Annotated in this window: 17 protein-coding genes; 8 read left to right on the top strand and 9 right to left on the bottom strand. The window is 73.9% G+C overall.

Going from position 1 to position 14,386, the window contains the following annotated elements; translation table 11 throughout:
- Positions 1–96 precede the first annotated feature (96 nt).
- From ACFFHU_RS11765 to ACFFHU_RS11755, 3 genes are read left to right on the top strand one after another with little or no spacing between them, the layout of a single operon-like run.
- Complete coding sequence (locus ACFFHU_RS11765) at positions 97–1,740, top strand: fatty acid--CoA ligase (RefSeq protein ID WP_377338103.1); 1,644 nt, start codon at positions 97–99, stop codon at positions 1,738–1,740.
- 54 nt (positions 1,741–1,794) lie between these two features.
- The gene (locus ACFFHU_RS11760; RefSeq protein ID WP_377338101.1) at positions 1,795–2,070 is read left to right on the top strand and encodes a type II toxin-antitoxin system Phd/YefM family antitoxin; all 276 of its coding nucleotides are present in this window, start codon (positions 1,795–1,797) and stop codon (positions 2,068–2,070) included.
- Positions 2,067–2,324, top strand: a complete 258-nt coding sequence (locus tag ACFFHU_RS11755) for a Txe/YoeB family addiction module toxin (RefSeq protein WP_377338100.1) — start codon at positions 2,067–2,069, stop codon at positions 2,322–2,324. Before ACFFHU_RS11760 ends, ACFFHU_RS11755 begins: the two co-directional genes overlap by 4 nt.
- A gap of 7 nt (positions 2,325–2,331) precedes the next feature.
- On the opposite strand, the gene ACFFHU_RS11750 is transcribed toward ACFFHU_RS11755, so the two are convergent.
- Positions 2,332–2,811 carry a hypothetical protein gene (locus ACFFHU_RS11750; RefSeq protein WP_377338098.1) on the bottom strand — a complete coding sequence of 160 codons (480 nt, stop codon included), beginning with the start codon at positions 2,809–2,811 and terminating at the stop codon, positions 2,332–2,334.
- Between the two features lie 246 nt (positions 2,812–3,057).
- On the opposite strand from ACFFHU_RS11750, the gene ACFFHU_RS11745 reads away from it, so the two are divergent.
- Entirely contained in the window at positions 3,058–4,272 is a 1,215-nt protein-coding gene (locus tag ACFFHU_RS11745) for a low temperature requirement protein A (protein ID WP_377338096.1), read from the top strand.
- A 140-nt stretch (positions 4,273–4,412) separates the two neighbouring features.
- Here the strand turns inward: ACFFHU_RS11745 and ACFFHU_RS11740 are convergent, their stop codons facing one another.
- The 3 genes from ACFFHU_RS11740 to ACFFHU_RS11730 form a co-directional block, all read right to left on the bottom strand.
- Positions 4,413–5,438, bottom strand: coding sequence for an NADPH:quinone reductase (locus tag ACFFHU_RS11740; protein ID WP_377338094.1), 1,026 nt, complete (start codon positions 5,436–5,438; stop codon positions 4,413–4,415).
- Positions 5,439–5,611: 173 nt separating this feature from the next.
- The gene (locus ACFFHU_RS11735; RefSeq protein WP_377338092.1) at positions 5,612–6,679 is read right to left on the bottom strand and encodes a T3SS (YopN, CesT) and YbjN peptide-binding chaperone 1; all 1,068 of its coding nucleotides are present in this window, start codon (positions 6,677–6,679) and stop codon (positions 5,612–5,614) included.
- The gene (locus ACFFHU_RS11730; protein WP_377338090.1) at positions 6,666–7,025 is read right to left on the bottom strand and encodes a hypothetical protein; all 360 of its coding nucleotides are present in this window, start codon (positions 7,023–7,025) and stop codon (positions 6,666–6,668) included. Before ACFFHU_RS11730 ends, ACFFHU_RS11735 begins: the two co-directional genes overlap by 14 nt.
- Before the next feature lie 194 nt (positions 7,026–7,219).
- Between ACFFHU_RS11730 and ACFFHU_RS11725 the strand changes: the two genes are divergently transcribed.
- The 3 genes from ACFFHU_RS11725 (at position 7,220) to ACFFHU_RS11715 (ending at position 10,062) form a co-directional block, all read left to right on the top strand.
- Positions 7,220–7,600: a hypothetical protein gene (locus ACFFHU_RS11725; RefSeq protein WP_377338088.1), complete on the top strand. Its 381-nt coding sequence runs from the start codon at positions 7,220–7,222 to the stop codon at positions 7,598–7,600.
- Positions 7,597–8,733 (top strand): SRPBCC family protein, encoded by a 1,137-nt coding sequence (locus ACFFHU_RS11720; protein ID WP_377338087.1) that lies wholly within the window; start codon positions 7,597–7,599, stop codon positions 8,731–8,733. Before ACFFHU_RS11725 ends, ACFFHU_RS11720 begins: the two co-directional genes overlap by 4 nt.
- Before the next feature lie 234 nt (positions 8,734–8,967).
- Positions 8,968–10,062, top strand: a complete 1,095-nt coding sequence (locus tag ACFFHU_RS11715; protein WP_377338085.1) for a hypothetical protein — start codon at positions 8,968–8,970, stop codon at positions 10,060–10,062.
- 364 nt (positions 10,063–10,426) lie between these two features.
- On the opposite strand, the gene ACFFHU_RS11710 is transcribed toward ACFFHU_RS11715, so the two are convergent.
- From ACFFHU_RS11710 to ACFFHU_RS11690, 5 genes are all read right to left on the bottom strand, one after another.
- Positions 10,427–11,254: an isocitrate lyase/PEP mutase family protein gene (locus ACFFHU_RS11710; RefSeq protein WP_377338084.1), complete on the bottom strand. Its 828-nt coding sequence runs from the start codon at positions 11,252–11,254 to the stop codon at positions 10,427–10,429.
- A complete protein-coding gene (locus ACFFHU_RS11705; protein WP_377338082.1) occupies positions 11,251–12,390 on the bottom strand; it encodes a cytochrome P450 in 1,140 nt (379 codons plus the stop codon). Before ACFFHU_RS11705 ends, ACFFHU_RS11710 begins: the two co-directional genes overlap by 4 nt.
- A gap of 46 nt (positions 12,391–12,436) precedes the next feature.
- A complete protein-coding gene (locus tag ACFFHU_RS11700) occupies positions 12,437–13,090 on the bottom strand; it encodes an HAD family hydrolase (RefSeq protein WP_377338080.1) in 654 nt (217 codons plus the stop codon).
- A gap of 156 nt (positions 13,091–13,246) precedes the next feature.
- Entirely contained in the window at positions 13,247–13,714 is a 468-nt protein-coding gene (locus ACFFHU_RS11695) for an SRPBCC family protein (RefSeq protein WP_377338078.1), read from the bottom strand.
- Positions 13,707–14,033: an ArsR/SmtB family transcription factor gene (locus ACFFHU_RS11690; RefSeq protein ID WP_377338076.1), complete on the bottom strand. Its 327-nt coding sequence runs from the start codon at positions 14,031–14,033 to the stop codon at positions 13,707–13,709. Before ACFFHU_RS11690 ends, ACFFHU_RS11695 begins: the two co-directional genes overlap by 8 nt.
- Before the next feature lie 29 nt (positions 14,034–14,062).
- Here ACFFHU_RS11690 and ACFFHU_RS11685 point away from each other — a divergent pair, with 29 nt between their 5' ends.
- A complete protein-coding gene (locus tag ACFFHU_RS11685; protein ID WP_377338074.1) occupies positions 14,063–14,350 on the top strand; it encodes an SCO4848 family membrane protein in 288 nt (95 codons plus the stop codon).
- The last annotated feature ends 36 nt before the right edge of the window (positions 14,351–14,386 follow it).

Below are 14,386 nucleotides of genomic sequence, written 5' to 3'. Positions count from 1 at the left end.
GCCGGGCGGCGGCCGGAAATGCCCAACCCCGGGCGGCGGCAGAATCGAGCCGACCACGGGTTTCGCCCTGTGAGCCACGCCACTACGTTGTGAGCCATGCGCAGCACGATGATGGACACCCCGTTGCTGATCTCCCGGATCCTCGACCACGGCAGCACCGTGCACGGCCGGTCCGAGGTGGTGACCTGGACCGGCGGCGAGCCGCGGCGGGCGTCGTACGCCGAGATCGGCGCGACCGCGGCCCGGCTGGCGCACGCGCTGCGCGACGACCTCGGGGTGACCGGCGACCAGCGGGTGGCCACCTTCATGTGGAACAACAACGAGCACCTGGTCGCGTACTTCGCGGTGCCCAGCATGGGCGCGGTGCTGCACACCCTCAACATCCGGCTCTTCCCCGACCAGGTGGCCTGGATCGCCAACCACGCGCAGGACCGGGTGGTGCTGGTCGACTCGACGCTCATCCCGCTGCTCGCGAAGGTGCTGCCCGAACTGCGCACCGTGCAGCACGTGGTGGTGGTCGGCGGCGGGGACCCGGCCCCGCTGCTGGCCGCCGGGGACGGCCGGATCGCCGTACACGCCTGGGACGACCTGCTGCGCGACAAGCCGGACCGGTACGACTGGCCCGAGCTGGACGAGCGGGATGCCGCGGCGCTCTGCTACACCTCCGGCACCACCGGCGACCCGAAGGGGGTCGCCTACTCGCACCGCAGCATCTATCTGCACTCCCTGCAGGTGTGCATGCCGGAGAGCTTCGGGCTCGGCCCCACCACCCGCGAGCTGGCCATCGTGCCGATGTTCCACGCGATGAGCTGGGGCATCCCGTACGCCGCGCTCATCTCCGGCGCGTCGCTGATCATGCCGGACCGGTTCCTCCAGGGCGGCCCGATCGCCGAAATGATCGCGGCCGAGCGGCCGACGCTGGCCGGTGCCGTGCCGACCATCTGGACGGACCTGCTGGCCCACCTGGACGCGCATCCCACCGACACCTCCTCGCTGCGCGAGGTGATCGTGGGCGGCTCGGCCTGCCCGCCGGCGCTCATGCACGCCTTCGCCGAGCGGCATCACATCGACGTCGTACACGCCTGGGGGATGACCGAGATGTCCCCGCTGGGCTCGGTGGCCCGGCCGCCCGCCGGGGCAACCGGCGACGCGGCCTGGCCGTACCGGTACAGCCAGGGCCGGGTGCCGGCCGGGGTGCAGGCCCGGATCGTCGGTCCGGGCGGCGAGCCGCTGCCCGCGGACGGTGCGGCCGTGGGCGAGCTGGAGGTCCGCGGTCCGTGGGTGACCAGCCGGTACGTCGGGGACGACGCGCCCGATCCGGACAAGTTCCACGACGGCTGGCTGCGGACCGGGGACGTCGGCATGCTCTCCGCCGACGGCTACCTCACGCTGACCGACCGGGCCAAGGACGTGATCAAGTCCGGCGGGGAGTGGATCTCCTCGGTGGATCTGGAGAACGCCCTGATGGCCCACCCGGCGGTGCTGGAGGCGTGCGTGGTGGGCGTCCCGGACGACCGCTGGGACGAGCGGCCGCTGGCCACCGTGGTGCTCCGGGAGGGCAGCACGGCCACCGCCGGGGAGCTGAAGGAGTTCCTGGGCACCAAGGTGGCGCGCTGGCAGGTGCCCGAGCGGTGGTCGTTCATCGAGGCGGTCCCGAAGACCTCGGTCGGCAAGTTCGACAAGAAGCGGGTGCGCTCCCGGTACGCCGACGGCGACCTAACGGTCGAGCAGCTGGGCTGACCCGGTCGCGCAGAGGAGGTACAGTTTTCTGTACGTCTTCCGTGGGGGTGGGCAATGCGCACGGTCAACTTCACTCAGCTCCGGCAGAACCTCGCCGCCGAGCTGGACAGCGTTGTCGACGATGCCGAGGAGGTCGTGGTGACCCGGTCGGGCCACGAGCCCGTCGTCATCGTGCCGCTGGCGGAGTACGAGGCCATGAAGGAGACCGAATACCTCCTGCGCAGCCCCGGCAACGCGGCCGCGCTCCGGCGATCCATCGCCGAGCTGGACCGCGGCGAGAGTGCGGAACGGGACCTGGTCGATCCGGCGGATGCCCGGGATGTCGCGTGAGGTTGGTGTTCACGCCGACAGCATGGGAGCAGTACCTCAGCCATACCGACCGCAAGCTGGTCAAGCGGATCAACGAGCTGATTGCGGACGTCATGCGGAACGGATACGAGGGCATCGGCAAGCCCGAGCCGCTCCGAGGGGAATTGGCCGGTTTCTGGTCCCGACGCATCGACCGGGAGCACCGCCTGGTCTACCGAATCAGCAAGGACGATGTGGAGATCGTGGCCTGCCGGTACCACTACGGCACCAGGTAGCGGTCGGTCAGTCCATCTCGCCGGAGCGGCGCAGCTCGGTGAAGACCGCGTCGAGCAGGTCGGTCAGCGACAGCCAGCTGTTCGCCAGCAGGTCGGCCAGCAGCAGCGGGGCGTGGGTGGCCGACTGCTGTGCTGTCAGCGCCGGCATCGCCTCCGGGTCCGGCTGCACGCCGAGCGCCCTGGTGAGCAGCGCCGCGAGCACGTGGGGGTCGGTCTCGGGCCACCAGCCGGCCGCCCACCGGGCGCACCGGCCCAGCACCGTGCGCAGGTCGTCGGCGTCCAGCCCGTCCGGGTGGGTCTGCTCGAGCAACAGCCGTACGGTGTCGCCGAGCACCCGGCCGGGCTGCGTCGGGTCCAGGCCCGCGAGCCGGTCCGCCGCCGCCCGCAGCGCCGGCTCGTCCTCCGCGCGCGCCGCGGCCACCGCGTCGGTCACGGCCTCGGCGAGGGTACGCGCCACCGGCGGCAGATCCTGCCAACGTCGTCCCACGGTGCTCCCTCCGACCGGTCTGCCCGGACAGCATGCCACCCCGGTTGCCGGTCCGGTTTCGGAAGGGCCGCCGGACCCTCTGCAACCCGGCCTAACACGCTGCCGGCCGTTCCGGCGCATTAGCCGGGTATTGCGCGCGGGCCGGGCGGATCCGGGTTACGACTGCCGGAGCGGGGCACCAAGGCTCCCGCGCGACGGCGGCTCAGCGGGCCGGCGCGTCAACGCGTCAGCGGGACGGCGGGGGCGGTGGACAGGGAAGCGCGGTTGCTGCACAAGGGCGAGGCGACGCGGCGCGCCTCGTTCCTGGAGTTGTTCTTCGACCTGGTCTTCGTGTTCGCGCTGACCCGGGTGGTGGCGCGCGCCGTCGAGGACCTGACCACCGACCGCGGCGTGACCGACTGGCGGACGATCGTGGCGGGCGGCGCCAAGACGGCGCTGCTGCTGCTCGCCCTGTGGGCGGTCTGGCAGGGCACCGCCTGGACGACCAGCCGGTACGACCCGTACCAGCCGGTCGTCCAGATCATCGTGATCATCGCGCTCGGCGCGAGCATGGTGATGGGGGTGGCCATCCCGCGGGCGTTCGGCCCCAGCGGCGGCCCGGCCTTCGCCGCCGCGTACGTGACGGCCCAGCTCAGCCGGCCGGCGCTGCTGGCCTTCGCGCTGCGCGGCAGCGGCCGGCAGCGGCTCAAGGTCCGGATGCTGATCACGTACGCGGTCACGGCCGTGCTGTGGATCCTCGGCGTCGTAGTGGCGCAGAGCTGGGTCCGGTGGCTGATCTGGACCGGGGCTCTGGGCATCGAATACCTCGGCTCCCGGACCGGTTGGCCGGTGCCCGGCCTCGGCCGGTCCGCCGCCTCGAAGTGGAGCATCGCGGCCGAGCACCTGGCCGAGCGGTACCAGCAGTTCTTCCTGGTGGCCCTCGGCGAGGCCGTGCTGGTCACCGGGCTCACCTACAGCAACCACGCGCTCCGGCCGTCCACGATGGTGGCCTTCGCGGTGGCGCTCACCACCTCGGTCCTGATCTGGCGGATCTACTTCTACCGGGCCGGTCGGATCCTGGCCGAGGCGGTCAGCCAGAGCCGGCAGCCGGCGCAGATCGGCCGGTCCTCGGCCGACTCACACCTGCTCATGATGGGTGGGGTGGTCACCACGGCCATCGGCTACGAGCTGACCATCGCGCACCCCACCGGGCACGCACCGCCGGTGTGGCTCGTGGTCATCCTCGGCGGCCCGGCGCTGTACATGGTGGGCCGCTCGCGCTTCGAACACGAGGTCTTCGCGCGGGTATCCCCGTCCCGGCTGGTCGCCATCGGCGTGCTGGCGGCGCTCGTCCCGGCGCTGCTATGGGCGCCGACCCTGCTGGTGCTGGCCGCCGCGTGCCTGGTGCTGGGCGGGGTGGCCGTGGCCGACGCCCGGCGGGCCTGGGGCAAGCCGCCGGAACCGCCCGCGCCGCCGGTCTGACCAGCCCCCGGTCCGGCGCGGCGCTGGTTTGGCGCGCCCCTGGTCTGGTGCGCCCCCGTTCTGCCGCGGCGCCGTTTTGCCGCGCCCCCGGTCTGACCCGCCCCCCGGTCTGGCGCGCCGCCGGTCTGGCGCCCGGCCGGCTACTCGGCCGCCGTGGTGATCAGCACCTTGCCGACCACCGAGTCCTCGACGTCCCGGTGCGCCTGTGCCGCGTCCGCCAGCGGGTGGTAGTGCAGCGGCAGCCCGGCGTCGGCGCCCACCCGGATGGCGCCGTCGATGGCCGCGGTGGCCACGTCCTCCACGGCCTGCGCCTTGGCCACCGCCGGCAGCGTGTAGACCAGCACGAACTGCCAGCGGGTGTTGGGCGCCATGTTGGGCCGGATCGGCACGGTCACCTCAGCGCCGCCGTCGTCCGCGTACATGGCCACCGCGCCGTACGGGGCAAGGACCTGGCTGTCGACGGCGGCGTTGGGGGCCGCGGCCACCTCGACCACGGCGTCCACGCCGTGCGGCGCGATCTTCCGGACCTCCGCGGCCACGTCCTGGTCGCGGTAGTTGAGCACGTGGGTGGCGCCGGCCGACATGGCCAGCTGCGCCTTCTCCGGGCTGCTGACCGTGGCGATCACGATGGCGTCCGACCAGCGCGCCAACTGGATGGCCGCGTTGCCGACGGCGCCCGCGCCGCCCTGCACCAGCACGGTCCGGTCGGTCAACGCCCCGGCGTGCAGGTGCCGCGGCATCGTCTCGCCGACCGTGAGGCACCGGTGCGCGGTGAGGAACGGGATGCCGAGGCAGGCGCCCAGGTCGAAGGAGGCGGGACCGAGCCGTTTGACGTGCCGGACCGGCGCCAGCGTGTACTCGGCCGCAGTGCCCCACGGCCGTTGCCAGGCGGCCTCCCAGATCCAGACGCGCTCGCCGACCAGCGCGGCGTCCACCCCGGTGCCCACCGCCTCCACCACGCCGGCGCCGTCCTGGCCGGGGATCTGCCAGCCCTCCGCCGGCGGGGTGCCGGCGCCGCCGCCGGACCGGAACTTCCAGTCCGTCGGGTTCACGCCCGACACCGCGACCCGGACCAGGACCTCGCCGGGACCCGGCTCGGGGACCGGCTGGTCGACCAGTTCGAGCACCTCGGGGCCGCCGGACCGGCGGTAGACGATCGCCTTCATGCGGGCGGTTCCTCCCTGTTGCTGACGACGCTGCTCTACCCATCCTTCCCCGGCCTACCCGTCCCGCGCCGCCCTCGACGCAGGGAACCACCCGGATGCCGCCGGAGCACGGTTGGGCCAGCCCGGTCCGCCACGTCCGGGCCGCGACCCCGACCCGGTGGCGCGGCCTCAGCTCACGGGGCCGCCGGGCCCGGCGTACGGCCCGCGCGCCGCCGGAGCAGCTCCACCGCCTCATCCACCCGGCCCTGCTCGGTGAGCAGGGTGAGCAGCAGCCCCACCGAGCGCCAGTCGTCGGCTGCGGCGTCGCGCAGCAGGTCGATGGCCTCGGCCGGCCGGCCCTGGTTGGCCAGCAGGGTGGCCAGCTCGGTGCGGGCCGCCGGCTCGCCGCGGTCGGCCGCGATCCGCCAGAACTGCTCGGCCTCGTCGAGCCGGCCGGCATCGCGCAACAGCGCGGCGAGCCGGGCGGCCGCGTGCCAATCGCCGCGTTCGGCCCGGGTCCGCAGCTCGTCCGTGCGGCCGCGGTCGGCCAGCAGGTCGACCAGCACGCTGCCGGCCAGGGTCTCCCCGGAGTCGGCGAGGTCGCGCAGGTAGCCCGTGGGATCCGGTACGGGGCTGATGCCGGCGGCCTCGTCGCCGAAGAACCGGCTCCCGCCGAACTCGTGCCGGAGCTGGTCGTCCAGGTCGTCCGCGATCTCCACCATGGCCCGGATGGCCACCAGCAGATGGGTGGGTTGGAATTCCTGACCGAACACCGGTATCGACGCCCACACCGTGTCGCCGGTGCAGTAGATCCGGCCGATCATCATGCCGCTGGTGAGGTCGGCCAGCCGCCGGTAGAGCGTCTCGGTGGGCTGCACCCCGGACAGCAGCGGGGAGAAGACGTCCACCAGCGGCGGATCCTCCTGCGCCCGTACGAAAATCATCGCGGAGCCGGCCCGGATGGCCAGGTCGCCGTCCGAATCCACTCGGAGCTGGTCGGCGGTGGTGCCGAGGATCTCGGCCACCACCCACTTGACCCGCTCGGCCAGCTTCACCCCGACGTCACCCGGCCGGTACGCGGAGCGGTCCGGGCCTGCCGGCGCGGTGTGCCCGAGCGACCCCTCGGCGCGGGTGATCGGCCGGGCAGCCAGCGCGGCGGCCAGCCGGGTGCGGGTGGGCAGCGGGGCCGAGGCCGCGGTGGTGCCCGGATGAGCCGCCAGGGCCGAGGCGAGCCGGCCGAAAAAGCCGTTACGCGCCGTCATCGTCGTCACCTCCGGGCCGTCGCGGGTCGGGCGGGGAGGACTGGTCGAGCACCCGGTCCTGGTCGAACAGCTTGGCGATCACGAGGGGGGCGGTGATGCCGAGATTGAAGGCGGCGAGCGGGCTGGTGGCCAGGCCGCTCGCCGCCGTGACGGCCGCGAGCAGCGTGCCGGCGAAGGCCCGCAGCGCGATGGCGAGGAGCATGATCGGCCGGTCGCGCGGGTCCCGCCACGGCCACTGCCAGCGTCCCTTGGACTCGGTGGTCGGGCGCATCATCCCGTAGAGGTTCAACGCCTCGGCCACGATGCTGCCGGCGAACCCCCACATCGCGGCAATCCATAGAGACACGTCCCTACTGTACTGAGCCCGTGCGCGTCCTGATCGACGCGGTCGACGGGCTGGGTTGGCGCCGGGCCCAGCTGGTCATGCCTGGACGGTAGCTCGGTCCGGCAACTCGCGATCCCCGCCAAACGGCCTCGGGCGCCGGGCCGGTTACGGATACTCAGGCTGTTGGTGGCCGACGGGGCGACGGGGGCAACGGCATGGGACGGGCGGGCAACGTGGCGGTGGCGATCGGGCTGGGATACCTGCTGGGCCGCAAGCGAAAGCTGCGGGCCGCCCTTTTCCTGGGCACCGCGGCAGCAACCGGACAGCTGGGCAAGGTCCCCCTGGGCCGGCTCCTCGGCGGTGGCGGCTCCGGCTCCGGTTCCGGTTCCGGTTCCGGCTCCGGTTCCGGTGGGCACGGTTCCGACGATGGTGATCATGATCAGCGGCCGGGGACGGTGGGCCGGCTTGGCGATGCGGGCCGATCCGCGCTGCGGACGGCGCTCGGCAGGCCGGTCGAGGCGCTCGCCGACCGCCTGAACGAGCGGGCCGAGACGCTTCGTCAGGGCGGCGGATCCGGCGCCGGAGGCGAGCGGTGAGCGGCAAGCCGGGGGGGCCCGGCGGGAAGTTGCTGGACAGCCTCCAGAACATCGTCGGCGCGCTCGGCGAGCGCGCCGGATCGGCGGTCACCGACCGCATCGGCGGGCTGACCGATCGGCTGACCAGCTTCGCGACGCCGGGTGGGGCCGCCAAGGCGGCCCTGGACAAGGGCACCGAGGCGGTACGCGGGGCTGGCGCGCCCGGCCAGGTCCTAGCGGGCGGCGTGGACCGTCTCAAGCAGGGCACCGAGCAGGTACGGGAAAAGGTCGGCGGGGACGGCGGGGACGGCGGCGGCGGGGACGGCGGCGGCAAGGGCGACCGCAAGGGCAAGACCGACTTCAAGGTCACCAACATCGTCGAGACCATCGACGTCGGCGTTCCGGTCCGGATCGCGTACGACCAGTGGACGCAGTTCACCGACTTTCCCAGCTTCATGAAAAAGGTCGAGAACGTCGAGCAGGAGGAGGACCAGAAGCTCAGCTGGAAGGCGCAGATCCTCTGGTCGCACCGGACGTGGGAGTCGACCATCCTCGAACAGGTGCCCGACGAGCGGATCGTCTGGCGATCGAAGGGTCAGAAGGGATCGGTGGACGGCACCGTCTCGTTTCACGAGCTGGCCGAGGATCTGACCCGGATCCTGGTGGTGCTGGAATACCACCCGCAGGGATTCTTCGAGCGCACCGGGAACCTGTGGCGGGCCCAGGGTCGGCGGGTCCGGCTGGAGCTCAAGCACTTCGTCCGGCACGTGATGACCCAGACCATCCTCGACCCGGATCAGTTGCAGGGCTGGCGCGGCGAGATCCGCGAGGGCCAGGTGGTGGTGGACGACGAGACCGGTCGGCAGCGCGAACGCGAGCAGGGCTGTGGTGGAGACACCGGGGATGCGGGCCAGGGCGGCCCAGACGCTGGCAACGACCGTCCGGACGGCGACGCCAACGCCAACCGCGGCGGAACCGGCGATGGCGGAACCGGCGGCGGCGGAACCGGCGGCGGCGGAACCGGCGGCGGCGATGGCGGAACCGGCGGCGGCGATGGCGGAACCGGCGGCGGCGGAAACGGTGATGGCGGAACCGGCGGCGGCGATGGCGGAAACGGCGGAGGCGCCGGCGGTGCCGACGCTCGTGGCTCGTGACGCCCGCCCGGGCCGAGAGAGCGAAAACCAGAGCTGACCCGCCCCCGGAATCCGCCCCTCCTCCCCCCAGATGATAGATCTTGGACGGAAACCGTTAGCGACTAACGGTTTCCGTCCAAGATCTGCAATGGAGGCTCGACCGCGAGGTCACCAGCGGCGGCGGGTCCGCCGGGGGAGGCCGCGGTACCGGCGCTCGCCGCCCGCGCCGGGGCGCCACTCCCCGCTGTCGTCCCGGTGCCAGCTCTCGATGTCGGCGGTGGCACACGCCTCGATGTCGTGCTGCCGCCCGCCCTGGCCTTCCTGCTGGCCTTGGCCCTCCTCCTGCTGGCCTCCTTGGGGCTGCTGACCCCCTTGGCCCCGCTCGCCATGCCCCTCGCTCGGACCTTGCCGGGCCCCCTGGTCGCCCTGGCCCTGCTGGCCCTGGCCTTCCCCGCCGCCTTGGCCTTGCTGTCCGCGCGGGCCTTGCTGTCCGCCTTGGCCTTGCTGTCCGCGCGGGCCTTGCTGTCCGCCTTGGCCTTGCTGTCCGGGCTGGCCTTGCTGTCCGCCCGGGCTCTGCTGGCCGCCCTGGCCCTGCTGGCCCTGGCCTTCCCCGCCGCCTTGGCCTTGCTGTCCGCCCGGGCCTTGCTGGCCGCCCTGGCCCTGCTGGCCCTGGCCTTCCCCGCCGCCTTGGCCTTGCTGTCCGCCTTGGCCCTGCTGTCCACCTTGGCCCTGCTGTCCACCTTGGCCCTGCTGGCCGCCTTGGCCTTGCTGTCCGCCCGGGCCTTGCTGTCCGCCTTGGCCCTGCTGTCCACCTTGGCCCTGCTGGCCGCCTTGGCCTTGCTGTCCGCCTTGGCCCTGCTGCCCGCCGAGGTCCCGCTGTCCGGCCTGGCCGCCGTGGCCCTGCTGGTCCTGGGTCGGGCCGCCCTGCTGGGCCGCCCCGCCGGCTTGATCCGTGGGCTGTCCGGCGCCCTGTCCGGTTTGCCCCACGGCATTTCCCGTGTCCTGCCCTGCCTGCCGGGCCGCCTGCCCGGCTTGGCTGACGGCCTCCCCGGCACCCTGTCCGGCCTGGCCGACGCCTTGGCCGAGCGCCTGCCCGGCGCCCTGTCCGGCCTGGCCGACGGCCTGTCCGGCGCCCCGTCCGGCGTGCCCGAGGGCCTGCCCGGCGCCCTGTCCGGCCTGGCCCACGGCCTGCCCGGCGCCCCGTCCAGCCTCGCCGAGCGCCTGCCCGGCACCCTGTCCGGCATGGGCCACGGCCTGCCCGGCGCCCCGTCCGGCGTGCCCGAGGGCCTGCCCGGCGCCCTGCCCGGCCTGGTCCAGGGCCCGCCCGGCGCCCTCCCCGGCCTGCCGTAGGGCTTCACCGGCCCCCCGGGTCAGGTTCTCGACGATCTGCGGATTCGCGTCGATGGTGTCCAGCACCCGCCCGAGGATCGAGGTGACGTTCCCGAGGCGCACCTTGAGCAACGCCTGCGCGGTCACCCCGCGCAGATCCAGCCGCACCTGGCCGAGGTCTGCGTCGATGCCGACGTTGAGCCGGAGCAGGCTCAGCACGTCGGCCTGTAGCGAGACGCGGGCCTGCAGGTCGGACACCTCCAGCTCGAGGGAGTCGATGTGCAGTTCCGGCACGTCGAGCAGGACGTCCTCCGGGGCGCCCTCCGGCGCGTCGCTGGTCTCCCGGTCGTACTGGCGCCGGGCCGTCGTGTCACTTCCCATTATTTCAGGATTGCAGGTGGTTTCTCCGGTCGGGGCGGTTCTCGGCAAGCCGCTGCACCTCTGCGTATCCCGGGATGCCGCTGGCCTCGGGCCGGCCGCCGGCCCGGAGGGCGTCGGCCACCGCCACGGCGGTGCCGAGGGCGGCACGGAACAGCAGGGAACCGGTGCTCACCCGGGCCACCCCCAGGGCCGCAAGCTCGGGCAGGACGTGCCCGTCGGGCAGGAACAGGACGTTGAGCGGCGCCGGTGCCAGCCCGTCCACGACGGTCTCGATGTCCGCGTGCCGAGCCAGCCCCGGCACGAAGATGCCGTCGGCGCCCGCGTCCAGGTAGCGGCGGGCCCGCGCCACCGTGTCGACCAGCCGCTCGTCCCCGCCCGCCGGGTCCGCCCAGTACGTGTCGACCCGGGCGTTCAGGAACACCTGCGGCGCCTGCTCCCGGACCAGCTCGATCTTGGCGGAATGCCGCGCCGGATCGTCCAGGCCGCCGCCGGGCCGGCCGTCCTCCAGATTGACCCCGACGACGCCGGTGCCGGCAAGCTCCGCGACCAGGTCCGCCACCTCGGCCGGTACGTCGGTGAAGCCCGCCTCGATGTCCACGGTGAGCAGTGCCGGCAACCGGCCGAGCGCCCGGGCCAGCGCAACCGTTTCGACCCGGGCGGCCGCGGCCGCGTCGGGCTTGCCGGCCGCGGCGGCCACCCCGAGGCTCGTCGTGCCGATCGCCGGGTGGCCGGCGGCGGCCAGGGCGGCGGCCGAGGCCACGTCCCAGGCGTTCGGCAGCAGCAGTGGCGTACCGGGTCGGTGCAGGGCGTGGAACTCGTCGTACCGGGTCATCGGGGAAACACCTCCAGGAACCGCGGGATCCGAGCGTTCGGCGACGCTTCGAAGTGGACGGTGGCGGGTGGGTCGAACCGGCACCGGGCGCGGATCGCGGCCAGCACGCCGCCGGCCAGCGCGAGGGCCTGCGCGGCGCCGGGGCAGCGGTGCGAGCCGGCGCCGAAGGTGAGCACGTCGGGGCCGGCGTCCGGATCCCCGTTGGCCGTCTCGAACCACAGCACCACCGGCTCGCCGGGGGAGAGCCGGCGACCGCCGATCCGCACCGGCGCGACCACCACCCGCCTGGTCAACCGCACCGGCGGGGCGTACCGCAGCGTGTCGACCAGCAGCTGGTCGATGCCGGCGCCATCCGCGGTCTGCGTCCGGAGCAGCGCGTTGCCGATCAGCCCGGCCGTGGCGTCGCAGGACTGCACCAGCAGGCCGATCCGGTTGGCCACCACCTCGGCGGGCGCGGGCGGCAACAGCCGGACCAGCGCGGCCAGCGCCGAGTCCGCGTTCCGGTCCCGGGCCGCCGGGCCGCCGGGTGGATAGGCGGCGGCCACCTCGCGCACCGCCGGGACCGCCGCCGGGCCCGCACCGAGCCGGGCCGCGAGCACGGCCACCGGTACGACCCGGGCCAGCCGGTCCAGCACGTCGACCGGGCCGGCCGAGCGCTCCAGGATGCCGGCCGTCCGGTCGTACGCCTCGGCGCGCAGCCTCGCCGGGTCGGGAAGGTCGGCCGATACCAGCGCCCGGCGCCGGGCATGGGCCTCACCGGCGCTGAACCGGGCCACGGTGGCGCGCAGCCCCGCCATCGTGCCCGGCGTGCCGGGCGGTACCGGCGGCACGGCCAGCCGATCGTCTTCGAGCGCCGCGGCCACGTCGGCGTACCGGGTGAGCTGCCAGCCGGCGTCCGGATCCCGCACCGGCGGCCCGAGCGGCCGAGCCGGCGCCAGCTCGCCGCCGCCCGCCAGCTCGCCGCCGCTGTCCGCCAGCTTGCCGCTGTCCGCCAGCTTGCCGCTGTCCGCCAGCCTGCCGCCGTCCGGCGACGCTGGCGTCGACGCGCCGGCGGCCGGGTAGCGATCGCTGGCCGGGGATCCGTCGCTGGCCGGGGATCCGTCGCTGGCCGGGAGAACCGCGTCGAGGTTGGTCACCGGAGGACCGTACGGCCGGAACGCTTCGGCGCCCGGCGAAGCGACTTCAGGCCAGGTCCGCGACGGTCCGCTCGGTGAGGTCGGCGATCCGGTCGAGCGTGCGTGCGGCCAGCCCGGCCGCGTCCGGGTCCATCGGGTACGCGCCGTGCGGCACGGCGATCACCCGCATGCCGGCCGCGGCGGCCGAGCGTACGCCGTTGCTGGAATCCTCGACCGCGACGCAGCCGGCGGGGTCGACGCCGAGCCGCTCGGCGACGGACAGGTAGACATCCGGGGCCGGCTTGCCCCGCGGCACCCGTTCGGTGGAGAGGGTGGCCCGGAACTCCCCGGCCAGCCCGGCGGCGGCCAGCGCCGCCTCGATGAGCCGCGGCGGCGAGGAGCTGGCCAGCCCGAGCGGCCAGCGGGCGGCGAGCCGGCGGACCGCCTCGACGGCGCCCGGGATCAGCGGGACGTGCCGGGCGTACCGCTCGGTCATCTCGTCGACCACCTCGGTGGCCACCTGCTCGGCGGTCCGGTCGACGCCCAGCTCCCCGCTCAGGTACGCCGCCCACTCGCCGGTGCTCATGCCCATGAGCCGGCGCTGGGTGTCCGGCTGCCACCGCCCGCCGTGCCGGGCCACGTAGCCGCGGCGCACCTCCTCCCAGACGGGTTCGGAGTCCACGATCACGCCGTCCAGGTCGAAGATCACCGCATCAGCCACGTACCCATCCTGCCGGAGCGGCCCGGGCGGGCCGCGACCCGTCCGGGGGATCGGAGCCGGGAGCCGGCGGACCTGGGCCGGGAGCCGGCGGACCTGGGCCGGGAGGCGGCGGACCTGGGCCGGGAGGCGGCGGACCTGGGCCGGGAGCCGGCGCGATCAGGCGGTGGCCGGGGTGGGCGGCGCGGTGGCCGGCAGCTTGTCGCCCTGCAGGAACGCCTTGAGGTTGGCCAGAATCGGCGTCCAGCCGGCCTCCCAGCCCGCGACGTCATCCGGGCTGGCCAGCTGGTCGTGCACCAGTCGCAGCCGGACCTTGCCGCCGTCGAGGGCCTCGATCTCGAAGGTGACCCGGGTGTACGGGCGGTCGAGGTCGACCACGGGGCCCTCCTCGTACCGGAAGCTGTAGACCAGCCGGCGCGGCGGGTCGCTCTCCAGCACCACGCCGGTGTCGGTGATCCGGTCGCTGTCGCCGTCGTAGAACGTGACGGCCGAGCCGACCAGCCAGTCGGAGGAGATCCGCCGGTCGAACCAGTACGCGCGGGTGAGCGTGCCGTTGGTGAGCGCGGTCCAGAGCCGCTGCGGGGTGGTGGCGATCTCCGTCTCGTAGACGAACGCGGCCTCAGTCATGGGACTCCTCCTCCAGTTCGCGTTTCAACTCGGCCAGCGCGAACAGCCGCCGGCGCTCGTACTTGCCGATCCACCGCCCGGCGAGGTCCAGGATCGGGGCGGGGTTGAGGTAGTGCCGTTTCTCCCGGCCGCGGCGCAGCGTGATGACCAGCCGGGCCGTTTCCAGCACGGCCAGGTGCTTGCTCACCGCCTGACGCGTCGTTCCCACTTGCGCGCAGAGTTCACTCAGCGTCTGGCCGTTCCGCTCGTGCAGGCTGTCCAGCAGCCGCCGGCGGGTGGGGTCGGCGAGCGCCCGGAAGACCGCGTCGTCGTCCTCCACGGGCTCACAATATGCAACCATCTGGTTGCGTGTCAACGGTCCCGGTGACGCTGGCATACTCGCTGGCCATGGTGTTGTCGCGGGGCTGGTCGCTGTTCCTGGTCGGGGTCGGAATCTGGACCTGGGTGATCTGGCCGCGTTTCGCGCTGGCGATCTGGGACGACCCCCGGGCCTGGTCGGCCGGTGTGGTCGGCGAGGGCAGCCCGACCGGCTTCCTCTGGGTGCACGCGCTGCTCATCGCGGCGTCGCTGGCCATCGGTACCACGGCGGGGGTGCTCGGCGTCCGCGGCTGGCTCGCCACCCGCCGGAAGGCGTAAGGAAGGGCCCCCTCTTATCGCTTTTTGTATAGGAAG

The organism is Plantactinospora siamensis (assembly GCF_042434095.1).
GTDB lineage: Bacteria > Actinomycetota > Actinomycetes > Mycobacteriales > Micromonosporaceae > KBS50.
Note: the sequence above shows the minus strand (reverse complement) of the source record. Positions and strands in the feature narration are given on the sequence as shown.

Coding starts and splice junctions, on each gene's coding strand:
- ACFFHU_RS11765 (WP_377338103.1), top strand. CDS start 97: ATGCGCAGCACGATGATGGACACCCCGTTGCTGATCTCCCGGATCCTC.
- ACFFHU_RS11760 (WP_377338101.1), top strand. CDS start 1,795: ATGCGCACGGTCAACTTCACTCAGCTCCGGCAGAACCTCGCCGCCGAG.
- ACFFHU_RS11740 (WP_377338094.1), bottom strand. CDS start 5,438: ATGAAGGCGATCGTCTACCGCCGGTCCGGCGGCCCCGAGGTGCTCGAA.
- ACFFHU_RS11735 (WP_377338092.1), bottom strand. CDS start 6,679: ATGACGGCGCGTAACGGCTTTTTCGGCCGGCTCGCCTCGGCCCTGGCG.
- ACFFHU_RS11725 (WP_377338088.1), top strand. CDS start 7,220: ATGGGACGGGCGGGCAACGTGGCGGTGGCGATCGGGCTGGGATACCTG.
- ACFFHU_RS11710 (WP_377338084.1), bottom strand. CDS start 11,254: ATGACCCGGTACGACGAGTTCCACGCCCTGCACCGACCCGGTACGCCA.
- ACFFHU_RS11695 (WP_377338078.1), bottom strand. CDS start 13,714: ATGACTGAGGCCGCGTTCGTCTACGAGACGGAGATCGCCACCACCCCG.